Origin of the sequence: Thiorhodococcus mannitoliphagus, assembly GCF_010915725.1 — a bacterium.
GTDB lineage: Bacteria > Pseudomonadota > Gammaproteobacteria > Chromatiales > Chromatiaceae > Thiorhodococcus > Thiorhodococcus mannitoliphagus.
Map to the genome: position 1 here is coordinate 1 of NZ_JAAIJR010000003.1, position 25,155 is coordinate 25,155.

The following is a 25,155-nucleotide window of genomic DNA, read 5'->3' on the forward strand; positions in this document are numbered from 1 at the left end:
ACAACCCCCCCCCCCCTCTTTTGTTGCCTCATCACTCCCCCCCCCCCCCAAAAAAACTTCCCCCGGCCTGGGGGGGGGGGGGGGGGGGCCCCCCCCCCCCCCCCCCCCCCCGACCTGGCGGGCCTCGATCCATCCCCGCCCCGGCCAACAGGGAGCCGATCCGCCACAGCGCGGATCGGCTTTCGCGCGATAGCTCGAGCCGCTTGGCCACAGGCCATCAAGGCTTTCGAACGAGTCCCCAGCCATCTCAGGCTCGGTCGACGCAGGCAAGCCCGATCTCTTTCGTCAATGCTTGAAGGAAAACCATGAGTAACCTCTTTCGTGCGGCGGATGCTGCCAGCGGAATCTCCGGACCACCCTCCTCTGTCGAGTACGCTGCCGATCGCATTTTTCGCAGCATCGCCTTCGCCAGCGCCTTCATCATCATCCTGCTGGTCGCCTACATCCTCTGGGAGATCGGCGAGAAGGCCATGCCGGCCGTGACCGAATATGGTCTGGGGTTCATCACCGGAACGACCTGGAACGTCAGCAAGGAAGAGTTCAGCGTCCTGCCGGAGATCTGGGGCACCCTCTACAGCTCGCTGTTGGCCCTGGTGCTCGGCGGCATCTTCGGCATCTCCATTGCGATCTTTCTGACCCAGGACTTCATCCATCACCGGATGGCGACCATCTTCCGCACCATCGTCGAGATGCTCGCGGCCATCCCCTCGGTCGTCTATGGCCTCTGGGGCATCTACGTCCTCATCCCGCTGCTCAAGCCGGCGGCGGAATGGCTGCACGAGACGCTGGGCTGGTTTCCGCTCTTCGGCACCGACCTCGCCGGGCCGGGCATGGCACCCGCCGCGCTGGTGCTCGCCATCATGATCCTACCGACGGTCGCCGCCATCTCGGTGGACGCCTTCCGGCGGATTCCCTACAAGGTCAAGGAGGCCGCCTACGGCCTGGGCACGACCCGTTGGGAGGCCATCCTCAAGGTCATGCTGCCCACCGCCTCCTCAGGTATTTTGGCCGCCCTGGTGCTCGGCTTCGGTCGCGCCCTGGGAGAGACCATGGCGCTGGCCATGCTGATCGGCAACTCCAACCAAATCAGCATGTCGCTCTTCTCGCCAGCGAACACGCTCGCCTCCTTGCTTGCCTCCAACTTTCCCGAGGCCGGCCAGGTCGAGGTTCAAGCGCTGATGTACGCCGCCCTGGTGCTGCTCGCGATCACCTTTCTGGTCAATGTCGTGGGACTCGCGGTGCAGCAATACACCGTCCGCAAGTTCGAGGGTAAGAAATGAGCGACATCGATTCGACATCGCGCCTAGAGGGCGCCTTTGCGCTACCTCAGCTCGATTACCAGGCGCTCGAGCCGAGGGCGCTCAAAAGTGGATTCCTGACCAGTCTGACTTGGATCGCTGCCCTACTCGCCTCGATCCCGCTCTTCTCTGTGATCTACATGTTGCTGGCTCAAGGCGGAACACGCCTCTTCGGGGCCGATGTGGTGGAGGTTCTCACCGGCCTACCGCCCGCTGGCTTCGAGATCGGCGGCGGTATCGGTCCGGCGATCCTGGGAACCCTGGTCATGGTCGGCATCGCCTCGGCCATCAGCGTCCCCTTCGGTATCCTCGCCGCCGTCTATCTCGGCGTGCTGGACCCAACGAGCAAGATCGCCACCACCTCGCGCTTCCTGGCCAAGGTGCTGACGGGCTTCCCCTCCATCCTGGCCGGCGTCTTCGTCTATGCCGTGGTCGTGATCCACTGGGGCTACTCGGCGCTGGCCGGTGGTGTCGCCCTGGCCGTGCTCATGCTGCCGACCCTTGTGCTCGCGGCCGAGGAGGCCATGGCGCAGGTACCGCAGAAGATGAAGGATGCCGCCTACGGCATGGGCTGCACGCAGACGGAGGTCATCTGGAAGGTGGTGCTGCCGACCGGGCTGCCGGGCATTCTCACCGGGGTCATGCTCGCCGTTGCGGGCGCCGCCGGGGAGTCCGCGCCGCTGCTCTTCACCGCCCTCTTCAGCAATTACTACATTTCGGAGCTGGCAGAGCCCACCGCCTCGCTCTCCATCCTCATCTACAACTTCTCCGGCATGCCGTTCGAGAACCAGATCGAGCTGGCCTGGACCGCCTCACTGGTGCTCGTGCTGATCGTGCTCCTATTCAACATCCTGGCCCGTCTCGTCGGTCGACCGAAGGTCTGACGCGTACACATTTAGGTAGAGAGTTAACCATGAACGCAATCGCTGAAGCGCTCTTCGTCGCAGAACCCTTCCAGGCCGCCGGTGACATCGTCATCGACTGTAATGTCAACAATATCTTCTACGGCGACTTCCTCGCCGTGCGCGACTCCACGGTCCCCATCGAGAAGAAAAAGATCACCGGCTTCATCGGACCATCCGGCTGCGGAAAATCGACCGTGCTGCGCAGCCTCAACCGCATGAACGACCTGATCTCCGCCTTCCGCTTTGAAGGCTCTGTGATGTATCACGGTCAGGACATCTACGCGAAGAAGGTCGACCCCGTCGTGGTCCGCCGCTACATCGGCATGGTCTTCCAGCAGCCCAATCCCTTTTCCATGAGCATCTTCGATAACGTCGCCTTCGGTCTGCGGCTCAACCGCTTCAAGGGCGACCTCGAAGAGCGGGTGGAGCGCGCCCTCAAGCGAGCGGCGCTATGGAAAGAGGTCAAAGACAAGCTCAAGAACAGCGGACTCTCGCTCTCAGGCGGTCAGCAGCAGCGCCTGTGCATCGCGCGCGCCATTGCAACCGAGCCCGATGTCCTGCTGATGGACGAGCCCTGCTCGGCGCTCGACCCCATCGCGACGCGCCAGGTCGAGGAGTTGATGCTCGAACTCAAGCAGAACTACACGGTCGCCCTGGTGACGCACAACATGCAACAGGCAACCCGCGTCGCCGACACCACGGCCTTCTTCTCCGTGGACATTTCGCGAGGCGGTCGGACCGGCTATCTGGTCGAGATGGGTCCCACGCGGCAGATCTTCGAAGCCCCCAGAGAGCAGCTGACCAAGGAATACATCTCTGGCGAGTTCAGCTGACCAAGCGATCTGGAGACGGCACATGAAGGGCAAGATTCGTCTGGCGAACAGTCTCGCGACGGTACTCGCCGTCGCTGCGCTAGTCTTCTTCTACAGCGTCCAGCCCGCCCGATCTGCGGCGGCTGAAGCCAAACTCATCATCCAAGGTGCCGGGGCAACCTTTCCCCAGCCACTCTACGAGCGTTGGATCCAGGACTACGGCCGCCAGCATCCCGAGGTCACCTTCAAGTACGAAGGAGTGGGAAGCGGATCCGGCGTCAAGGGCTTCCTGGAGGGCAGCCTGGACTTTGGTGCGAGCGACGCGGCCATGAATGACGCGGAGCTAGCCAAGGTCGACCCGGCCAAGGGCGCGATCATGCTACCCATGACGGCCGGCATGGTGGTGCTGGCCTATAACATCCCGGGCGTCGGGGACAGTCTGAAGCTACCTCGGAGCGTCTATCTCGATATCTTCGCAGGCAAGCTCAGCTACTGGGACCATCCGCGCATCCGCGACGCCAATCCGGACCTGGACCTGCCGCACAAAGCCATCGTAACGGTCGTCCGCCGTGATTCGAGCGGCACCACCTTCGCCTTCACCAACCACCTGGGCAGGGTCGACCCGAGCTGGAAGACAGATGGCCCTGGTGTGGGTAAAGTCGTCGACTGGCCAGGCAACGCCCTCACGGCACGTGGGAACGAGGGCGTCGCCCAACTCGTCACGCTCACGGATGGGGCCATCGGATTCATGGCCTACGACTTTGCTCAGCGCCTGAAGCTGCCGATGGCTGCCCTTCAGAACCAGTCTGGCGCCTTCGTCGTGCCGGGAGCCAAGACGGGTCAGGCTGCGCTCGCGTCAGCCGATGAGATCCCTGCCGATCTCCGTGTCTATCTCCCGGATCCTACCGGGGACAACGCCTACCCCATCGTCAGCTACAGCTGGCTGCTGCTCTATGAGCATTACGCGAATCCCGAGGTCTCGCAGGCGCTGAAGGGTGCCATCAACTGGGGCCTGGACAAGGGACAGGCCATCGCCGAAGAAATGGGCTACATCCCGCTGCCGGAGGTGATGATCGGCAAGGCGAGAGCAGCGCTCGCGCGCATCCAATAGTCGGGCTCTGATTGGTGCCGCTGGCGGCTGTAATCGGGTTCAAGGTCTTTGCTTCCTAGGAGCCGGACTTGACGCCCTAGGAGCCTGTCCGACTTGGGGGATCGAAGCGAGGAAGTGGGAGAGCGAGGCCATTTCGTTCCGGTTTTGAGGCGCATAGTGGTTCTATGTAACGAAAAAGCGGGGCGAAAGGGACCCTTCTCCCGATTCCGCAGCCGATTCATCCTAAGTCGGACAGGCTCCTAGACTGCGTCTTCGCATTTCGGCGTCGATCTGCTGCATCATAGGGCGCTCCGTAATGAGACCATCTCTCAGCCCAGAACAAGGAAGCCCCGTGCCAACGCCCCGCCTCGACCTGGATGCCATTGAGCGCTCGCTACGCGCCGTACAACAAGACTTCGACCGCATCAACGCCAGTCTCGACACACCGCGCGACCCCTTTAGCGACGAAGTGCTCGAGCGCATGCTGGCCGGTTATCGCTTCGTCGACCTGTTGCAGCACTGGGATGTCGACCTGCTTGAGCGCGGCAATTCAGAACGACTGCTGCAGCTCAACTGCGTGATCGTCTGCGAGGATGCGGATCCAGCGCTGCAACAATGCTCACCTCACTTCCGCCTAACGATGCAGCGCTTCTACGACGACGATAACCGCGGTGGCGTGCGGGCGCTGATGAACTATCTAGCGGACCATCATCACCCGACGGCGTGGAGGCGCGCCGCCGGCGTCTACATTCAGATGCTCTCTGAGCCGCAGCTTTTCTTCGAGGGCAACCACCGCACCGGTGCCTTGCTCATGAGTCACATTCTGTTGCGCCAGGGGCAGCCGCCCTTCGTCCTCGATCTTCAGAACGCAAAGGCCTATTTCGACCCCTCGTCGCTTATCAAGGGCCATCGCAAGGGCTCCTTCAAGGCAATGCGCGCGGTACCAGGCTTGCGCAGCCGACTCGCCGCACTGCTTGAGTCCACGGCCGATCGGCGCTATCTGCTCGCAGACCAAAGGCAGCAGGTACAGCCTTCGCCCCTTGCGACCGAACTGGGGAAAGTGCAAGGAGCATCGACGGGGGCACATTGCCAACCTGGATCGACCTCTGCAGACCGCCCGGATTGCTGCTGAACTGCCAGAGAAGACGCAGCGCCGAGCAGCAATCTCCCTAGCGAGACCACCAACACCAGGCCCCAGATCGCATGACTGGTTGCCCCAAAGCGCCCCTTCCTTTCGCGACCAGCCCTCCGCTGTCGAATATCCGCCCGAAGCATCCGGCGCGCGCCCATCCAAGTCTTGCCCCCCGACGATTGCAGTCGCCAAGATGCCGAGGGAGCGCGAATCTGAGGTCTTGGTGAATCCGCTAGGGGCCCACTCGTCTGTTTGTTCTCCGCGGTCCGTGGCTGATGCTTCGTTCTCAGGTCTCAGTGTCGTACTGAACGCGGAGCGCATCGCGGGATGGGGGAATAGCCCCACATTCAGCGCATCAATTCGCTGTTCGCTTCCCCGTTGCGATGAACTCGCTTCAAACCGCGTGCGGCATCATCAGATGCGCACGAGAATACCTGTGTAAAGCAATAGGTCAAAAATGATGCAACTTGGGGCAATCTTAAGGTTGTCTTAAGGTTTGAATCGGCAGACTCAGCGGTGAGGGATTCGTGACCCACACCAGTCTGCTCCGGATCGGCTGGCGATCGGTCAACAGGTATCGCGCACGGATGCGTGGCGATTGACAGGACTCGGTCGCTCACAGCCGGGCGAGCAGCCGGCTGTCACGCCAGATCCGGGCCATTGCGAGGTGATCCCGCATGAAGACGACTGAATATAGGCGTCACGTCTCGACCCACCAGACTTCGGCCGAACATCCCCAGAGCGACTCGCACGGAAGCGGCTGCGTCCAATCGAAGCGCCCGCACGCACGCTGGCGCTATTACTAATAGGCAAGAACCGCAGAGTTCCCGTGCGCGGAGCGCGACTGGGTCGCGTCCCAGCCCAACCATCAGGAAGTAGACGCCCGCTACCCGACCCAGATCCCGGATCCGGCCAGATCCAGGACGTCCAACAATAAGGCCCACCAAAGACCAATGGGGATTGAGATGAAACAACCCAGAAACGACTGTTGTCCGAGCCATTCGCCCCCGGGCGGATGCGTCGGTTCTCGCGGCGGGATAATCGCCGTCTTTGCCATCACCGCAGCGATTATGATGACCGCAAGCCCGGCCCAGGCTGATGATGAAGACGAATCTTCCTCACAGCTCTCCATCAGCAGCGCGGAATGGCGCAGCAGCCGCAGTCGCCTGGAAATGTCCGGTCGGGGCGACCGCCGGCGGACGGTCACGCTGGTCAACGCCTACGACTCATCGCAGGTCCTGGGCAGCGACCGCATCGAGCGGAGTCGATGGAGCATCCGTGACACCAGACCACGCCCCGTCCCTTGCCGAGTGCGCGCCACCCAGTCCGACGGACAGACCGTCGAGCGCGATGTCAGCGGTGCACCCGACAACTGTTCGCCGAAGTCTCCTGGCGATGGGAATCAGTCGCCAAATGCCAACGCCAACGGACCCTACAGCGCGACGACGGGCACGACGGTGCGCTTCAGCAGCGCCGGCTCGACGGATCCGGACGGCAGCATTGCCTCCTACGCCTGGAGCTTCGGCGACGGCAGCAATGGCAGCGGCGCCAACCCGAGTCATACCTACAGCACGGCGGGCGCCTATACCGCGACGCTGACCATCACAGACAACGATGGCGCGACCGCCAGCGACACGGCATCGGTCACCATCACCGACGTGCCGCCGACCAATCAGTCGCCGACGGCAAACGCCAATGGTCCCTATAGCGGAGCCACGGGCACGGCAGTGAGCTTCAGCAGCACCGGCTCAACGGATCCGGACGGCAGCATCGCCTCCTACGCCTGGAGCTTCGGCGACGGCAGCAATGGCAGCGGCGCCAACCCGAGTCATATCTACAGCACGGTGGGCGCCTTCACCGCAACGCTCACCGTCACGGACAACGATGGCGCGACCGCCAGCGACACGGCATCGGTCGACATCACCGAAACACCGCCACCGAACCAGCCACCGACGGCCAACGCTAACGGACCCTATAGCGGGACGACAGGTGCAACGGTCAGCTTCACCAGCACTGGCTCCCGCGACCCGGATGGCAGCATCGCCTCCTACGCCTGGAGCTTCGGCGACGGCAGCAACGCCAGCGGCGCGAGTCCAACGCACACCTATACCACCGCCGGGACCTACACCGTGACGCTGACGGTCACCGACAATGACGGCGCATCCGCATCCGCGGGCACGACGGCATCCATCACCGGCAGCGTCGCCCTTTGCAATTCGGCCGATCCGACGGGCATCTCCATCAGCTCAACCAGTCAGTCTGGGTGTCCGGAGAACCAGGTCCCGGAGCAGTCGATCGTCCCCAACAACAGCTACAGCGTGCTGGCGATCAATGATCTCGGGATGCACTGCGGCGATCTGGACACCCGCGTCTCCAGCATCCTACCGCCCTTCCAGGTGCTGCTCGCTCAGGTCATCCTGAAGGGAGCCGAGCCCACACTGAATCCGGACGGTGTAAGCGTCTTCTACTCGGCAACCTCCAACCCGAACGACCCCATCCTCAGCGAGGGGGTCTTCGACGGCGTCTTGGCCAATGGCGATACCTACAAGACCAACTTCTGGTCCAGCGCCATCGCGGGCGGGATCTACAACGCCTTCTACCCCTTCGATATCGACGGCCTGATGACCGCGGACCTGGGCCTGCCGGTGCCGAATTTGGAGACGCTGTACATCAGCAACGGCAACGTCGTCCCCGGCGGCACGGGTGTCATCGACGCCGTCCAACATGCCATGCCGGGCATCGACAATCCCTATGGCCCCAACAACCTCGGCAATGCGCCGCAACTGGTGCAGGAGCACTACACCGACAAGCCCTTCTTCGTCGGCTTCCCCTTCGGCTACGTGGCCGAGGGCGTCAACTGGTTCGAGGGGGCTGGCATTCCCTTCGCGGCCTACGACGATTTCGGCCGGGAGAACGCCTACCCGCTGGTGCGGGTGCAGGCCAGGAACGCCGCCGGCACGACGCTCTCCACCGTGGATACGGTGCTGCCCATCTCGGGTGAAGCCAGCTGCGCCAACTGCCACACCACCTCGACGGACTATGCCAGTGTGCATGGCACCGGAAACCGTACCAACGGACCAACCAATGCCTTGTCGGACGCCGGTCTGCCTGTGGCGACGACCCTGGACGACCCGGACAGCGATATGCCGCCCAAGGTCAGCCTGGAGTATGCCGCAGACATCAATGTCTTGCGTCTACACGACCTGACGCACGGGGCCAACTACGTTGCACCCTCGGGTAACGGCACGGCGGCACCCGCACCCTGCGACATCAGCGTCGACACGGACGGCGCGGGTAACGGCGACGCCAACTGCCTGACCAACAAGGCATTGGTGCAGAAGGAACCGGTGGTCTGCCAGGTGTGTCACTACACCCCGGCGCTCGACCTCGCCCATGTCGGCCCCAAGACGGGGCCCGTCGGAACCGAGGCGAATGGCCGCAATCAGCTCGCGCATCAAAGCAACTCGCGGGTGATGCACAACCACCATGGGCAATTCAGCAGCCTCTTCCCCTCCATCCCGGCCCCAGAGCAGGGGCTCGACGGCATCATCGCCAATCAGAGCGAGCGCCTGTCCGCCCTGGAAGACACCTGCTACCAGTGCCACCCAGGCACCAAGGTGCAGTGTCTGCGCGGTGCCATGTTCAACGGCGGCATGGTGTGCAGCGACTGCCACGGCGACATGAACCACGTCGGCAACGATTTCTCCGCGGGGGTCTCGCCGAGCAATCCAGGTGCCTTCGCGCTGAATCTCGGGGATTTCTATGACCCGAACAGCGCCCAACCGCGCGTGCCCTGGGCCAACGAGCCAGGCTGCGGCTCCTGCCACACGGGTGACGCGAGCAACAACCTCGCTGGAACCACGGGCACCGTCGTCAACACCCGCGACACCAACGACAATCTGGACGACATCCGCCTGCGCGTCGCTTACCGGGTGAACAACCAGGGCGAACCGGCCGACCCCAAGGCCACGCCCATCGTGCCGACCAACAAGCGCTTTGCCGAGCCCGAGGTGCCGGCGAGCTTCAACGGCTTCGCCAACCCAGGCGCGGGCAACCCGCAGCTCTACCGGGTCAGTACTGGCCACGGCGGCGTCATGTGCGAGGGCTGCCACGGCGCAACCCATGCGGAGTGGCCGAACGCCAATCCGAACGCCAACGACAATGTCACGGCCAAGCAGCTGCAAGGGCACGTCGGGACGGTCGCGGACTGCACCACCTGCCACTCCTCGAGTCCGGGCAACAACCTCAACGGCCCGCACGGCTTACACCGGATCGCGTTCGACAGTACGCCCTGGTCGAGCGGCGGCACCCATGGCAGCCGCGGTGAGAGCTTCGGCAACTGCTCGACCTGCCATGGCGGCACCAGCCGCAGGAACAGTTGCGGGACCGTGCTCTCGCGCGCACTCGCCGATCGCACCTTCAGCGGACGGACGATCCGGGCGGGCGAACCCGTGGGTTGCGCCGTGTGCCATAGCAGCAGCTACTGGAACAGCACCTGCGTCAACCAGTAGCCAGCTCAGGCGGCAAGGACGCCGCCAAGAATGACCGCGAGAATGGGCCCTGACCGGGCAATCCGGCAGGGTCTTTTCAGGTCGCGCAACGGCCTTCCTTGCGCACACAGATTCCCTTCGCTCACATCCAGGAGACTCAGCATGCGTTCAGACCAGGCTTGCCTTGCACTCATCACGGGGTTGCTGGTCGGCTCCCCCGCGCTGGCCGATGAGACACCCGTCGACATCCAGACCGATCTGGAGGGCGACTATTTCATCGTCGAGCAGTCTGGCACCGCGAACAGGCCGATTCTGGTCGCCAAGCGCGCCGCGCCTGGCTATGACCATTTCATCAAACGGGAATTCGATTGCGATGCCCGGAGGGTGCGCTACCTGGCAGAGGGCGATAGCCTTCAAAGCATGACCGAAGCCGAGCCTGAGCCGGAGATGGAGCCCATCTCGGCGGGGAGCATCTCAGACCAGTTGTCCAAGTACGTCTGCCCCGAGGCCAAGCCCGAGTCCCAGCCCGCCGCGGAATAGCCTCATGCAGGCATGCCTCTACGCGAGATCGGCCGGCCCCGGCAAAGCGTCGAGCCTAGCACTGAAGCGGCGTTCGCGCGGGAGGATCGTCCTGGTCGCAGCCGGTCTATCGCTGTGCATGAGCGCCGCGGAGGCGGCCGGGGTGCTCTCCCCCGCGCCCGCCGCAACCGCCGCACCAGAGCTGGTCCTGCCGGACCTCGACGACGAACTCATGGACCTCACAACACTCAAAGGCAAGGTCGTCTTGGTGAGCTTCTGGGCAAGCTGGTGCCGCCCCTGCCTGGAGGAGATCCCGAGCCTCCAGCAGCTCGCCGCAGCATTGCAGGATATGCCCTTCGCGATCGTTGGCGTGAACCTGGCGGAGGCGCCGCTCCGCGTCAAGACCCTGGTCAGGCGGCTCGGCATCAGGTTCCCAGTGGTGCTCGACAGGGACAGCGCCAGCTTCGACCGCTGGGGCGCAACCTTAATCCCTACCACCTTTGTCTTGGATCGGCAGGGCTTCGTGCGCTTCGTCGGACGAGGCCTGGTGGACTGGGACTCCGCCGAGATCATGGACCTCTTGCAGGCCCTCATCCGCGAAGGAACAGCGACCCTTCCTTAAGGCGTGCGCCAATCCGTCACGGCGACCAACGCCTTGCCTCCATCCGCCGGCAACTGCGCGATGTAGGCCGATCGCGACAGGAAACGCTGTCCCGGCGCCAGGCTGACATGCGGATAGACCGAGGTGTAGTTGGCGCTGTCGACCATGTGCTCGATACGTTCAAGCAGATAGTCCCGCAGGAAAAAACCACGCATCTGGATGAGCGCACCGCCAACCATTTTGAGCGTGAAGTAGGCGTCGCCTTGCACGGCAGAGGCTTTGGGCGAATACACCCCTTTCGAGCGCAGCCAACCCGTCGAGCGGGCCAGGAGACGTGCCTGTTTGCTTGGCAGTTCCTGGGTGAGGACGAAGAAGAGGCGTTCGCGGACCTGTAAAGGAAAGAGTTCCGGGTCGATCTCGGTGAGGCTGGTCGAGAGGTAGAGCCGGGTCTCACCGCCGCTCGCCTTGGACTCCCACAGCTGCGCGAGGTCCCCTTGGCCGAGCCAGATCACGAGCGCGCCAGGATCCTTGCCCTTCGCCAGAGAGTCCCAGAATGCCGCACTCGGGGCCGCCGGGGCGGAGATGAGGATGTCTTCGACCTCCTCGCCGTCCGATGCCAGCTGTCGCCTCAACTGCTCCGCCGCGACCGACGCCCTCGGATCCTCGGGCCGATAGACTTGGACGATCCCTCGTCCGCCCAAGTCTGCGTCGCGGAGATGCCGGACGATGCCGTCGGCCTGCAGCGCCATCCCGCGCGAGAAATAGACGGAGTAAGCGTCGCCGTCACCGACGACGGGCAGGTCGGTCACCGGAAAGAGGCAAGGCAGCTGGGTCTCTTCGCAGAAGTCATGGATCGGCTGCCAGGGTCCAGGCGCCATACCGCTCAGGACGGCGAAGACGGGTTGCTGCTGGTATTGGTCTCTGAGCTGGGACTGCCAGGACTCCGGCGGGCCTTTCAGATCCCAGACGTGAAGCACCCACTTGCGGTAGGGACCGAAGATCCACTCCTTGTGCCAGGGGGGATTCGCCGCGCGCGCGCCCTCGTGGCGGGTCTCCGTGTTCTTCAGGGCGATAAACTGCTCGAAGACATCGAGAAAGGCCTTTCGCGTCTCCTGGTCGATCCCGTCAGCGAGGATGGTCGCGAAGTGGATTTCATGATCCGTCACTCCCGGGGAAGGGTCGAGAGACAGTGATTTCAGATAGGTCAGCAGGATGTCCAGCTCAGCGTCAGTCAGCGGATACCTCGGCATGAGCGGATCGAGCGGTTGACCCGCAGCGTCGATACCCTCTCGAATTGCCCTCTTCAGGGTCGCATCCGTGTAGGCCGGTCGTTGCATCGGCGCGAGGGGGTTACGGCTCGTGGGGGTCCTGAGCGGCTGGTAGAGCATTTCACCGATGATCGCTGGCGCTACCTCCTGGCCTTCCGCGGCTCCTAGTCCGCTGCGGCGATGGCAAGCGCCGCAGATCACTTGAGTTCCGGTCAATCGGACGTCTCCCGCAACCATTCCGGACATCAGTCCTCCAGACGGCAGAAGTCCTTCGCGGTACATCCGCTTGCCGATCGCAACCGCCTCGGATAGCTCAGCCGAATCGGCCGCCAACGGCGGCTGGCCACCCATGGCAACGGAGCCGATCAGCAGCAAGGTCGAGGCAACGCCAAGCCGGACCGCTCTGCGCGTGGACGGCCACTCGGCCCAGCGGGCTGGAGCCGAATCCCGACACCTCGACCGCGCTTCTGGCCAGAACAGGCTCAGTGCAAGAAGGTGGGGCGCGATCGCCCTGCTCTCGGACGGACGATGCCTGCGACCTAAAGAAAGGGCCTCTCGCCTTTTCGTCGCGATGGGGAGCAATTCGGACATCGAACCTCCTGGGCTGCTGATCGGCTAGGGTGTTCAGCGACGCCACGATGGATTGGCCCCGTCTACGTCAGAAACTCAGTGAGAGGCTGGCATAGATGGAACGACCAGGCCCCGGCACTGGGGTGCCCCACTGGGGTTCATTGGGCTCAGGCGGGATCGTCATGGTCGTGCCCTGACCGACATAGGCTCCGCCCAGGGGCAGTTCATAGAAGCGGTCGAACAGGTTCTCGATACCGACTTCCAGGCTCCAGGTCTTGCGTTCATAGCGGCTGCGCAGATGCGCAAGCCCATAACCGGCGGTTTGCATCTCGTTGCGCACTTGCGAGACATCCTCCTTGCCTGCTACGAACTCGCCTTCCAGGGTATTACGCCAGGGACCGAGCTCCTGCGTCAGGATGAGCTTGGCGTTCAGCGGCATGATGTTGTAGAGAGTGTCGTCGGTGTCGTCGTTCTCGCCCTTGGTGTAGCTTGCCAGACCCTGGAGCCTAAAATCGCCATAAGCGGTGCCGCTCGCCACTACATAGTGCGCCGCGAGGTCCAATCCGTAGAGATAAGCGGATTGGTTGACATACTTGAGCACGGTGAAGTTGTCGACCACCGGCACGACACGGGGCGCGTTGGTCGCGGAGTCCCACTGCACCGCGTCGATGTAGTCGCGCACATAGGTGTAATAAGGCGTCAACTTGACACCCCAGCGTTGCTGACCAGCGTCGTGCCAATCTGCGGTGAGGCTCAGGGTGCTCGCCACCTCCGGCTTCAGATCCAAGTTGCCGACGTAACCGTTGCCGTCGCCGACGAAGTTGTTCATGAAGGCAGCCATCTGCCAAGTCGACCAGGTATAGCGCTCATAGAGGTTGGGTGAGCGGGTCTTTTGGGCTAGGCCGATCTCGTAGGTCTGGGTGTCCGCCGGCGTGAAGCGGGCGAGCCACGAGAGATCCCAGTTATGGTCTGTCTTAGCGCGGTCCTGCGTATTGAAGATCGACGCGTCCCGCGTTTGACTAACCGGACTCGTGGTCCCGGTGGTCGGGTAGGAATCAAGGTTATAGCCATGCACTTGGCCTGCATCCATGGCGATATTCTCAAAGCGAACGCCCAGGATGTGCGTCCAGCGATCCTTGCTGATTTCCCATTCGCCATAGAGTGCGAAGCGGTCGCGTTGTCCGTCGTTGATGTTCCAGAAGGTATAGGGCCACATGTTCGCGCCCGAGGGTGTCCACCAGTCGTCCAGGCGGTAGTTCTGGTACTCACCGCCGAGGCGCACGAGGTCTCCGCTGGCTAGGGGGAGTTCGGCGCTGAGGGTGACCCCCCCATTTTTCCCGTCGGTGTACATTGGCATGCCGGCCGCGCAACCCGTCATCCCGCCTGAGATGGGTGAACAGGGGTTACCCTCTAACGCGGCGGAACCTCCAGAGGCACCTCCGTACCAATAGCGCTTGTCATCGCCGAAATCCATTTCGTGTTGGGTGTGCTCGTAATAGGCCCGTGCCTTCAGTGTTCCCCAAGCCAGTTCGCCAGTGTAGGCCAGGTTGAACTGATCGCTGAGGTTATCGGTCATATCCATCCGCTGGTTCGGATAGTTCTCATAGGGGATGTGCTGACGGCCGTAGGTGAGGTCCACCAGGTTGCCGTCGTTTTGCCACCCGAACTTGACGGACTGATTGCTGGCTTCATAGGCGGTTGATCCCACCTCATCCAAATCAAGTATGTGACCCGGACGACCCGTGAAACCGTAATCCTTGAAATCGCCGCCGGCCTTGTAGTTGTCGGATTGGGCGTAGGAGCCGGTGTAGGTGAGGCTCAGGCTGTCGGTGGCATAGGTACCGGAGAGGTTTCCGCCCCAGCTATCGCCATTGCTGCGATAGAAGATGCCCGTCTCACCCTTCACGAGACGCTCACCGGGATCGGCAAAAGCGGGGGCCGCGGACTGCACCAGGATACTGCCGCCAATGCTGTCGCCCCCCAGGCTCACCGGGGTGACGCCGGAATAGACCTGGATGCTCTCCACTGCGGTAGGGTCTATGTAGGACAGCGGCGAGTTCATGTGGTTGGGACAGGAGGCGACGAGGTCCATGCCGTCCACCTTGGTGCGCAGGCGATCGTCCGCCAGGCCGCGGATGACCGGCAGGCTGGACAGGCCTCCGCCAGTCTGGGCGCTCACACCGGGGATGTCCGTGAGGAGACTGGCGGTATCGCTCGTGCGCGCCCGCTTGGGCGCGATCTCGGCGCGGTTCAGCGTCGTGGCGCCTGAATCCAGCGGCAATTCCCCAGGGGCCGTGACGAGGACTTCGCTCAGGATGGAGACATCATCCGCCGCGAGAGATTGCGTGGCATAGAGCGCAATGAGCGCGGTAAGTGGCTTGAGTCGGGGTTGCATCTCTAGTTACAGCTCCTGAATGACCGGAGGAGGCCCCGACCAGGAAGCAATGCCGCCCTGTCAATGTCCTTGACTCCAAGTCTGTCGTAAAGAAGTCGGGTGATTTCCCCGAAAATCATGTATCCATCATGGGGTCGGATGAAACCGCGCCCGGAACGCTATGCACCGTTTTGAGTCGACAGCCAGATTCACGCTCGCCTGTAGAACTGGAGTCGACGCAGCTTAGGCTAGCGAAGAACCATTGGAACAAACATCAGTAAAACGAATCAACTGAACCGCTTGGCCGGCCAAGCGTGGGGGCAGGCCTGGACGCTCAGCGCCTACTCCCAGGGATGGCTCTGGCACTCAGCCATCGGCGCGCTGAAAGTGCTGGTACTCCTTAATCACATCACCCGCGCTCGCGAACCCATCGAGCCGCACCCAGGGGTCACCCGCCGTTTGGCGCAGCAAGATGGCCGGCTCATGACTCATCTTGTTCCCGTGATAGACCTCGAAGGCCTTCTGAATCGCGATGATGTCGTCGCGGTTGCCGGTGAAGAAGCGCCATTCCGGACCGGCATGATAACGCTCCGCATAGGCGCGCAGCCGCTCGGGCGTGTCCTCCTCCGGATCGATGGAGATGGAGATCATCCGAACATCCTGCGCGCCCTCCCCCAAGGCTCCTTGCACCTGGCTGAAGGTCGCGCTCAGGACCGGGCAGATCGTGGTGCAGGTCGTGAAGATGAAGTTGACGATGACGGGCTTCCCGCTGTCCAACTCGCGCAGCAGACTGGTCTCCTTTCCGTTCATGTCCACCAGCTTGCGGTCGGGCAGCGCGTAGCGCTGCTCCGAGCGTTGGAAGGCGGTCTCCTGCATCATGGCCCGATGATGTGCATGCGGATCCGGCGATTCCGCGGACGCCCCCGTCTCCTGCATCTGGTGCATCGCATGATCATGGCTCATCCCAGCCTGGTGGGCCGAGTGGCCCTCTTCCATACCGGCATGCCCGGCGTGCGGGTCCATGGCCCAGGCGCCCGCCGCCAAGGCGGTCAATCCAGCGGCCGCCCCCAGCGCAGCTCCCGTTGTCCTGCTCAACCCTGTTCGTCTAAACCTTCTCACGTGACACCGCTCCTCTATTTAGAAACACCAGACGACTTCCTAGAAACAACTGACCTCGAGTCCCGATCCCGTAGGATGGGCAAAGCCCGCGCGATGAGCTTCATGCGGAGCGCCGGGGGTCGACGGGCGTGCCCATCACCCCAGCTCCGCGCCTTTCAAGATGGGCAAGTCCGCTCGGCCGCGAGGCCAGACTGAGACCGCTGAGCACGGACTTTGCCCATCGCACCGCCCCATCTCCTGATTAACGCTGCTCGACGACCGAGGTTTCGGAACCCTCCGCACCGGACAGCGTCACGCCAAGCGGCAGGCTGAACCTCGTGGCGAAGTTGTTGATGGTGCGCTGCCAGCGGTTCTTGCTGGCATTCCAGTTCAGCGTCCAGCCGCGCGTATTGCCATTCTCCAGATCCACGAGCATCTCCAGATTCGCCTGATCTCCGAGATCACTGGTCGCCCAGACGACGAGCCGGTCATTCGACTGGATATAGCGCGCCCGCGTGATGTCGATCGTCAGGTCATAGCCATCGCAGTTCTGGTCGATGCCGTCGTGCTTGATCTCAGCCGCCTCCGGATTGATCCCGGCGTCAGCGTCGTTGCAGTCGAGATCGACGGTGAAGCCATCGCCATCGGCGTCGACCGGCCCAAGCGCGCAGCCATCCGCGTCGACCGGCGTGCCAGTCGGGGTGCCCGGACAAAGATCCAGACTGTCGTTGACGCCATCGCTATCGCTATCGAGCTGGCTGGCTGAGCAGCCATCGCCATCGACCGTCTCACCGCTCGGGGTATTCGGGCATTGGTCCAGCGTATCCGTCACACCATCCCCATCGGCATCGAGCTGGGCGTCAGAGCAGCCGTCGACGTCGACCGCTTCTCCCGCGGGCGTATTCGGACATTGATCCATGGCATCCGTGACACCGTCCCCGTCGCTGTCGATCAGGTCGTCGTCGAGAACGCTGACCAGGGCCGTGTCAGGCGCGCCAAGGTCGGCGCCGACCGCATTGCTGAGATCAAGACTGAAGGTCTCGTCCCCCTCCACCAGGGTGTCGTCCAGCAGGGTCACAGTGATGGTTCCACTCACCTCGCCATCCGCCAGGTCCAGGGTCCCGGACGTTGCGACATAGTCGAGGCCGGCCGTCGCACTGCCGTCCGCCGTTGCGTAGTCGACGCTCACGTCACCGCTGCTGCCGCCGGTCCGCGACACCGTCAGGTCCAAGGTCGCCACATCCTCGTCGACGCTGTAGCTCGACTCGCTCAGTGCGAGTGTGCCGGGCTGCCCGCCGAGCTGTGACGCCAGCCAGGCCTGCGCGGCAGGAAGGTCCATGAGTCCATGGCCGTAGGTGTCATCCGCGCCGTTCGGACCGAGATCCACGGCGGTCTGGATCAACGAGGCCCGCAGTTGGGTCGCACTGGCGTCCCCGAAAGCCTCCTTGAGAAGGGCCATCCCGCCCGTGGCATGGGCCACGGCGAATGAGGTCCCCGAAAGGAAGTTAAGGTAGATCGGCACTCGGTCCGCGGTCATGACGTTGTCGCCCGGCGCCACCAGATGCGGAAAGATGCCTCCGTTGCAGGCATTGGGCCCATGACTGCTCTGGATGTCGACGTCCAGATTGACGTCCACACCCCCGACGGCTAACACCGAGTTGTCGTTGGCGGGACTCACACTGGTCTCCGGATCCGGACCATAGTTGCCGCCCGCGAAAACGACATCGATATCCGATAGGGAGAGCAGTGAAAGATCCTCCGCGAACTCCTGGTTGCACTGGTTGACCGTTCCCAAGAGATTCCAGGAATTATTGACGATGTCCGGCGCGTCGTCGGTGGCCGGGTTGCCATCCGGATCCAACACCCATTGATAGGCGTCGTGGATACCGCTGAGGGTCGCCTGATTGCTGCTGTCGAAGATCTTGGCGGCGATCCATTGCGCGCCTGGCGCCATCCCGATCTGATAGCCCAATGCATCTCCGCCGACGATCAGCCCCATGACCTGGGTGCCGTGACCATTGGTGTCGGCGGGAGAGCCGTATTGTCCATAGGGGTCGAACCAGCTGTTGTTCCCGCCGCGCCAGCGCGGCCCAAGGTCCGGGTGCGTGCTGTCGACGCCGGTATCCAGGGTCGCGATCACGACGCCCGCCCCGGTCAGCCCCTGGCTCCAGAGCCCCTGCACACCGGTGACGTCCAGGTTCCAGAAGGTTGGCGCACCCGTCGCCTCGGTCGGACTGGGTCCGTTCAAGCGGGCATCCAACTTGACCAGCTCGACACCTGGCTGGACGGCCAGGTCGTCCAAGAGGTCGGTGGGAACATCGCCGACCACGCTGTTGCGCGCCCACAGCAGCTTCAGCTTGCGATTGGCCTTGTTGGCCTTGAGGAAGGACTTCACAGCCTGCTTCGAGTCCTTGGCCTGCGTCTTCAAGGCATCGACCAAGAGCTTGCGTAGGATCTTGCGCCGCGCCTTCTTGCGCTTGACCGGGTCGTCCGGATAGAGCGTACGCGCCAGGCGTCTGGCCTCGCGTCGCAGAGCAGCCTTGTCGATCTTTTCGGCGAACTGAATGATGACGGGGAGATCCGTCTGGGCAGCGGCCCGATCCCTGGCCGCCTGCAGTGCCGGCTCCAGCGAACCGGCGGAAGCCACAGACCCCAGCGCCAGAAACACGGATGCGGTCAAGGCGAGTCGATGAAATCTCATAGCCATTCGCGCCTCACTTGACCGTCAATTGATCGACCTTGAAGTCGCCGATAACGACTGCAACCCGGTCTCCCGGCTTCACCTGGGTGCCAGGGTTGGAGAACATGATGTTGTAGACCTTGCCGTTCTTGATGTTGCCCTGGCGATTGGTGGTGCGCAGCGCGCCGACCTTGGCGCCCGAGGGCACGCCGAGCTTCACGCCGGATTTTTCGGACTGCACATAGGGCTTGATGCGGCTGTCGAAGAGCGGCAGCGCTTTGTCGGCGTCCGTCACGCGAAAGCGCAGACCCAGCCAGTAGCCATCCGCCGTGTAGTCCATGCGGATGACTTCGACGCCCCAGCGGTCCTTGATGGCGTCAGGAACGGTTGGATCCGGCGCGAAGGCCGCGGCGCTCTGCCGCTCGGCCTCCAGGATGGCCAGACGCAGATGCTCAGGCATCAAGGATTGCGGCTCGGTGGCACTGGCGGCGGTGTCTGGCGGGGCAGGCTCGGCGCCAACCCCGCGAAGCAGGAAAAGGCCCACCAAGGCCAGCAGTGCCGCCGCGAGCAGGCCCGAGGCGCGCGGATTGGGGACGGCCAGGGTCTCCGCTGGGTGTTGAGATTCGCGCATGGCTAGAGCATTCATGATCAATGTCGCCTCCGTTGCCACCCGAAGGCAGCCATCGTCAATGGGTTTCCTGTTGGATGCTTCAGCTGATTTCCAGCCCCCGTAGGATGGGCAAAGCCCGCGCGATACGCTGGGTGCCGGGCGTCGAGGATCGACGGGCGTGCCCATCATCCCAGCGCCGAGCCCTGGCGCGATGGGCACGTCCGCCCAACGCCGAGCTTGCATTGGCGCCCCGAGCACGGACTTTGCCCATCCTACGGGGTGTGTGGCCGCATCGCTTTCGATGAGGTCATTTCCGGATGTCGCCTCGCCTTGGACCAGCACCCATGCAGCGGGTGGCCGGTCGTTCACGTTCTTGTCGGGGGGCGCTCCCTGCCCCCGCGGCCACCCTCGACTAGGGCGTTGGAACGACCTGGATCGCGTCCAGGTTCTGGCCGTTGTTGCTGTCGAGCTGTCCCACACCTGAGAAGTAGAGGGTCCAGGTCGAACCGTCGTAGCTCACCACCGACTCGTCCTGGACGGCGCCCAGCGGCGGGACCGTGGTGCCTCCGCTGGCAATGAAGGACATGTAGTAGGTCCCGCCCACGACCGTCAGGCCATCGATGTCCGCGTTGCCCGGCAGGCCGACCGTGCTCCCATCCAATGCACGAGCGCAATTCGCCGCGCCGGTGGCCTCGCCGCTCCAGGTATAGACATCCGCGTCGTCATAGGGACCGGTAACACCGCCCACAGAGTTACTGTTACCCCCACCCACGGTCGAGAAGTAGAGCGTCCCGCCGCTGACGGAGATGGCGTCGATGTCCCGGCCATTGTCCCGGCCATTACTGGCATCGAGACCGCAGAGCGAGCCATCGAAGTAGGTGCTCCAAGTGCTGGACGAGGTGTCATAGGCCACGACGTCTTCATCCGGCACCGTGCCAAGCCCCGGAACCGTGGTGTTTGCGGCCGCGAATGACAGATAGAGGATGTTTCCATCGATACTGAGTCCATCGATGTTGGCGTTGCCGGGTAGGCCAAGGTCATCGATCGCGTCGTAAAGCCTTGCGTAGTTGGTGTCGGTATCGACGCTGTAGATGTCCGCATCGTCGTAGGGCGCTGCGACTCCCGGCACGGGGTTGTTGTTGCCGCCGCCTTGGGTCGAGAAGTAGAGCGTAACGGTCGGCGTCGGGACATCCTGCTCCACCACTGTCACGGTCGACGACCCTGTCGCTTCAAGTCCGCAGGCATCCGTGGCGATGAAGTTGACCGTCGTCACAGCGCCTGGCGTCAGCTCCGCGGGCGCGTCGCTGCTCGCCGTGAGGGGGCCGTCTTCCGTATCCGTCGCGGCGACCGAAGCGAGCCATGCAGCGATCGCCGCGTCAGTGGCTGGCACCGTCGTCGTGCCATTGGGCACGCTGATTTCAACCGGATCTGGCGCAGTCAGCGTCGGCGGCGTATTCGGTGTCTCCGCCACCTGGATGGTCGCGGTTGCCGTCCCCGCAGCGCCGTCCGAATCCGTTGCGCTGAAGGTGACGAGGGTGTCACCGATCGCCAGGTCTGTCGGGGCGTCGTTGGTCGGCGTCAGAGCGCCATCTTCATTATCCGCTGCAGTTGCCAGGGCCAGCCAAGCCGCGACCGCGCCATCGCCCGACGACAGCGTCGTCTCGCACAGCGGCGCACTGACCGTCAGCGGATCCGGTGTCGGCGCCGTCACGACGGGTGCCGTGTTCCCTGGACCACCGCCACCCCCGGCCCCGAAGGCCAGGAATCTCAGCATGCCGCCGACGCCGTCGCCGGTCGCCTCGACAGCGGGATTGGATGGGTTGGTCATATAGCCATTGCCGTCATAGACGGCGTAGCGGCCCTCCTCCGGGGCGACGACGATGGCGTCCTTGGTCTTGGCCGGCGGCAGCATGGCCGAATACTGAACGCGCGGCGCCGGCACGGATGACGCCCCTTGCTGATAGGTGTAGACCAGCCCGTCCTCGGCATGGATGGTCATATCCATCCCTTGGAGCACGGCCACATGGGTGTCGGTGGCGGTGCTCGCGAGGCGCAGCAGCGTCGCCTCCCCGGCCGCTCCGGCCTCGAGATCCTCGGTGGTGCCCTGCACGAAGGGCTCGCCGTTGACCAGGAACCAGGTCGGATGGCGGTCGATGGCCGTGCTCAGGGAGCCGTTCGAGACGGCCGCGTTGAAGGCCGGATCCAGGTCGCTATAGAAGAGCACCACCTCATTGGTGTAGGAAACGCCAGGATAGACCTCCTCAGCCGCCGCATCTTTCGTAACCAGGCCGGAAAGGCCCATGTAGACCTGCTTCTGAGGCCAGGTGCCGCTGTGGTAGATAAAGCTGCCGGGCCGGTCGATGGGCGTGCCCTGACCATTGTTCCAGATGTAGCCCATGCGGCCGCCATTCGCCGGCGCCTCCGGCACGAAGGAGCGCACGCGCTGTGTCGAACTCGTGCGATTGCCCGTCGATCCGTCGTCCCAGGTCGGCCCCGACGAGGGACTGACACCCGGGTAGTTGCCGATCGGCATCTCTTGGCCGGTGATGACAATGGATGTCGGCTCCGGAAGCGCATTCGATAGATAGATGCGCAGAGCGGTCTGGCCTGATGGCACGCTCAAGCGCGGTCCTGGCGCGACCGGATCCGCGAGAGCCTCGACACAGGTCACCCGTGCCGCGTCGTCCGAGGCGTTAAAACAGGTGCCGTCCGTGTCCTCGACATAGCCCCACATGGGCACCGAAGTTCCATCGGGCAGCGCCTTGTCGTAGGCCTTGGCCGCCAGGTAGTAGTCGATCGCCCAGGCGTTGCCGCAACCCAGCGCGAGCGAAACGGCCGCCGCGACAGGCGTGAGTTGGGTCTGCATGGCTCTTGATCCTTTCATTTCGCCCCCTCCGCTCATTGGATGTCGACGGAGGTAGGCAGCACGACCATCGCGCTCAGACTACCGCCCGGGAAGATGTCGAAGGTGGTCAGCTCCTTCTCGGCGTGGGAATGCCACACGAAGAAGTAGCCGCCGTTCGGATTCAGGCCGCCCTCGCCTGGGGGCAGGTCGCCGACGTCGCCCATGTAGGGGCTGCCGCTCCAGAAGCCGCCCAGGGTCAGCTCGGCGACACCGGGCAGATCCACCGGGATCGCCTTGCCATGATCCGCGCAGTATTCGCGTGTGTCGGCGTCGAAGCCGTCGCCGGCATCCGTGCAGGTGTGGCCGTTCGTGGTTCCGTAGATGTCCCAACCCAAGTCCTTGCCGGTCCAGGTCCAGATGGCGTCCACCGACTGCTTGGGCGCGGAGTTGATGGTGTTGTCGGAGCGCCCGAGGTCAGCAACCTGTCCATCGGACGAGAGCATGTTGCCGTCGCGCCCCACGAAGCGATGGTTCTCACCGTGGTAGTGGAAGGGGTGGCTGTCGTGGCCAGCGTTAAGGTTGCGCACCAGCACCTTGTCGCGCGGATGAGACATGGCGAGCGACTGATAGGGTTGATGCGGAAACAAGGGGTTGTAGTCGCCCTGCACCAGGTCAGGATAGACGCGCCCATTGGCGAAATAGACAGTCGCGAAGCGGTCGGCATTGGTGAAATGGCCGTAATGACCGCGCTCCATCTGGAAATGCACGTCCGGATCCGCCTCGGTCAACAGATAGAGGTATTCCTGGTCGTAGTCGGTCTCCGTTCCGGCCCCGTAGGCCGTGCGGCTGCCATCCGCAGGGCGCACGATCAAGGCCCCGAGCAGACCCATTTCGACGTGCAGCCCCGGATTTGGGCCGTCCAGACTGTGATAGACGTAGGTGCCCGGCTTGCCCGCTGTGAAGGTGTAGCTAACCGTCTCGCCATACTTGGCACCGTTCGTCACCAGACCAGTCGTCCCGCCGGTGGCCGCGACATGGTGACCCGCGACCACGATGGAGACCGGATTGTCCGCAGGCCCATCTGCGGTCGGCAAGGTACTGGGCACGCCGTAGTTGGTCAGATTGATGGTGACATCCTGACCCTCGGTGACGATCAGCGTCGGTCCGGGATACTGCGGGAGCGAGGTGCCCGCCTGTCCCGTCATGTCGCCGAAGCCCCACATGTAGAGACTGCTGCCCTCTGGCAGGCTGATGTTGAAGGGCGCCGCATAGAGGTTGAAAGTCGGTCCCGTAATGCCCGGGATGTCATGCTCGGCCCGCGTCGCACCCCATGGCATCAGGGTCAGGCCGAGGAGGACGCCGCTAAGCAGGCGCCCGACTGCCTTGAATCGATAGGTCATTGCTCGTTGCTCCAGTCTGAGGCGCGGCTAGTTGACGACGATCTCGGTGATGAGCCCGCCATCCAGCTGGGTGTTGTTGCTCATCTGATAGAACTCGGCGGCGGTCAGGAAGTAGGTCCCCGGCGCGACGCCGGCCGTGTCGATGATGACGTCGTGGGTCTCGCCGCCGCCGAAGTTGACCGAGGTGGTGTCGACGTAGAGGTTCTTGCCGTCGACACCGCGTGCCAGACGTGCGCCGGTGCCGACGATCTGCATTTTCAGACCGGGCGCGGTGAGGGTGAAGAAGCGGTCGATGCTGACGTTCGAGAGGCGCAGCAGGACTCGGCCACCCGCGGCCACGCTGATCCCCGCCCCCATGTCCTGCGAGACATCGCCATTGTTGAGCACCGTCCCAGCCCCCTCGCCCAAGAAGCCATCGGTATCGCGCGGCGGATGCATCACGACCTGATCGGCCGGTGTGTTGACGTCATCCAAGACCGTATCCGGATAACCGCGCCCGTTGATCTGCGGGTAGTTGGTTCGGAGGTTCGCAAAGGGCAGCGGCTGTACCTGGATGTGGGCGTCGTGGAAATTGGAGTCGAAGCCGGAGACTTGGATCGGCGCTTCCACGTCGTAGGCGGTGGTGCCGTCTCCATCGTTGTAGGCGTAGCCGGTGGGACCTGAACCGCCGAAGCGTGGCGCGGCAGTCGCCAGGTTGGGCGCCCCCTCCGTACCCCCGATGCCGATCCGATCTTGGAGCGGATGCACGTAGAGGTTGGCCAGCATGCCCATCTCCATGTGCTCGGTCGCTTCGACGTGGCAGTGATAGATGAAGGTGCCGGGCTCGACGACGTTGTAGTAGTAGGTCAGGGTCGAGCCCATGTTGATGGCGATCGACACCTCCGGGACCCCGTCGAACACGGTCGCCGCGTTGGGGAAGCCGTGGTAATGGACGGTATGCGGGTCGAAGAGGTCCGGTCGCATCACGGTTCCCACGTTGCTGAGCGATAGATAGAACTCATCGCCCTGCTCCAAGACGATCCGTGGTCCCGGCCAACGGGCCGCGAGGATACCCTCGGTCAGCACGACGCTGGGGTCTGTCCCCGTCTCATCGGCAAAGCCGAAGGTATAGGCCGGATGACCGTCCGACATCTCGGCGAAGCCGTCGCCCGAAGTCAGGTGCATGCACTTGACGTGCTCCTGGTCTGTATCGTCTAGATCCAAGGGATTGCCGTAGATATCGGCGGGTGGAATGCCATCATGGTCGTCGTCTTCCGCGCACTGTACATTGACCGCCGCCTGCGCCGCACCCATTCCGCCCATCCCGATCCCACCCATCAGCGCCATGGTCACGGCCGCAGACAAGGCGTTCTTTCTGAGAAGCTCATTCATCTGATGTCTCCTGAAGCGTTGACCCAAACCCAAGAACCTGGGGCATTTCCGCCCCGCTGGGTGCCTGCCAGCCCACCTCCCGTCGAGCGAGG

16 protein-coding genes are annotated in these 25,155 nt (G+C 63.5%); 8 read left to right on the forward strand and 8 right to left on the reverse strand.

Annotated elements, in window-relative coordinates; translation table 11 throughout:
* Nucleotides 1-305: 305 nt before the first annotated feature.
* The 8 genes from pstC to G3480_RS01215 all read left to right on the forward strand — a co-directional run bounded on the left by pstC (nt 306) and on the right by G3480_RS01215 (nt 10,868).
* On the forward strand, nt 306-1,280 hold the full coding sequence (pstC, locus tag G3480_RS01180) for a phosphate ABC transporter permease subunit PstC (RefSeq protein WP_164651825.1): 975 nt from the start codon (nt 306-308) through the stop codon (nt 1,278-1,280).
* Entirely contained in the window at nt 1,277-2,182 is a 906-nt protein-coding gene (pstA, locus tag G3480_RS01185; RefSeq protein WP_164651826.1) for a phosphate ABC transporter permease PstA, read from the forward strand. The genes pstC and pstA overlap by 4 nt, the downstream gene beginning before the upstream one ends.
* Nucleotides 2,183-2,211: 29 nt before the next feature.
* Nucleotides 2,212-3,036, forward strand: a complete 825-nt coding sequence (gene pstB / locus G3480_RS01190; protein WP_164651827.1) for a phosphate ABC transporter ATP-binding protein PstB — start codon at nt 2,212-2,214, stop codon at nt 3,034-3,036.
* A gap of 22 nt (nt 3,037-3,058) precedes the next feature.
* On the forward strand, nt 3,059-4,126 hold the full coding sequence (pstS, locus tag G3480_RS01195; RefSeq protein WP_164651828.1) for a phosphate ABC transporter substrate-binding protein PstS: 1,068 nt from the start codon (nt 3,059-3,061) through the stop codon (nt 4,124-4,126).
* Nucleotides 4,127-4,457: 331 nt separating this feature from the next.
* Nucleotides 4,458-5,237, forward strand: a complete 780-nt coding sequence (locus G3480_RS01200; protein ID WP_206171434.1) for a hypothetical protein — start codon at nt 4,458-4,460, stop codon at nt 5,235-5,237.
* A 1,070-nt stretch (nt 5,238-6,307) separates the two neighbouring features.
* Entirely contained in the window at nt 6,308-9,748 is a 3,441-nt protein-coding gene (locus tag G3480_RS01205; protein WP_164651829.1) for a PKD domain-containing protein, read from the forward strand.
* A 141-nt stretch (nt 9,749-9,889) separates the two neighbouring features.
* A complete protein-coding gene (locus G3480_RS01210) occupies nt 9,890-10,267 on the forward strand; it encodes a hypothetical protein (protein WP_164651830.1) in 378 nt (125 codons plus the stop codon).
* A gap of 4 nt (nt 10,268-10,271) precedes the next feature.
* The gene (locus G3480_RS01215; protein ID WP_164651831.1) at nt 10,272-10,868 is read left to right on the forward strand and encodes a TlpA family protein disulfide reductase; all 597 of its coding nucleotides are present in this window, start codon (nt 10,272-10,274) and stop codon (nt 10,866-10,868) included.
* Here the strand turns inward: G3480_RS01215 and G3480_RS01220 are convergent.
* From G3480_RS01220 to G3480_RS01255, 8 genes are all read right to left on the reverse strand, one after another.
* Nucleotides 10,865-12,490, reverse strand: coding sequence for a cytochrome c/ABC transporter substrate-binding protein (locus G3480_RS01220; RefSeq protein WP_164651832.1), 1,626 nt, complete (start codon nt 12,488-12,490; stop codon nt 10,865-10,867). The two genes, G3480_RS01215 and G3480_RS01220, sit on opposite strands and share 4 nt — an antisense overlap.
* A 283-nt stretch (nt 12,491-12,773) precedes the next feature.
* Nucleotides 12,774-15,080 (reverse strand): TonB-dependent receptor, encoded by a 2,307-nt coding sequence (locus tag G3480_RS01225; RefSeq protein ID WP_164651833.1) that lies wholly within the window; start codon nt 15,078-15,080, stop codon nt 12,774-12,776.
* A gap of 345 nt (nt 15,081-15,425) precedes the next feature.
* Complete coding sequence (locus G3480_RS01230; RefSeq protein WP_164651834.1) at nt 15,426-16,154, reverse strand: SCO family protein; 729 nt, start codon at nt 16,152-16,154, stop codon at nt 15,426-15,428.
* Nucleotides 16,155-16,419: 265 nt separating this feature from the next.
* The gene (locus tag G3480_RS01235; protein ID WP_164651835.1) at nt 16,420-18,858 is read right to left on the reverse strand and encodes a S8 family serine peptidase; all 2,439 of its coding nucleotides are present in this window, start codon (nt 18,856-18,858) and stop codon (nt 16,420-16,422) included.
* Between the two features lie 13 nt (nt 18,859-18,871).
* Nucleotides 18,872-19,483, reverse strand: coding sequence for a hypothetical protein (locus G3480_RS01240; RefSeq protein ID WP_164651836.1), 612 nt, complete (start codon nt 19,481-19,483; stop codon nt 18,872-18,874).
* A 376-nt stretch (nt 19,484-19,859) separates the two neighbouring features.
* Nucleotides 19,860-22,313: a hypothetical protein gene (locus G3480_RS01245; RefSeq protein ID WP_164651837.1), complete on the reverse strand. Its 2,454-nt coding sequence runs from the start codon at nt 22,311-22,313 to the stop codon at nt 19,860-19,862.
* A 32-nt stretch (nt 22,314-22,345) separates the two neighbouring features.
* Nucleotides 22,346-23,692 carry a multicopper oxidase domain-containing protein gene (locus G3480_RS01250; RefSeq protein ID WP_164651838.1) on the reverse strand — a complete coding sequence of 449 codons (1,347 nt, stop codon included), beginning with the start codon at nt 23,690-23,692 and terminating at the stop codon, nt 22,346-22,348.
* Nucleotides 23,693-23,719: 27 nt separating this feature from the next.
* Nucleotides 23,720-25,063 (reverse strand): multicopper oxidase domain-containing protein, encoded by a 1,344-nt coding sequence (locus G3480_RS01255; protein ID WP_164651839.1) that lies wholly within the window; start codon nt 25,061-25,063, stop codon nt 23,720-23,722.
* Nucleotides 25,064-25,155 lie beyond the last annotated feature (92 nt).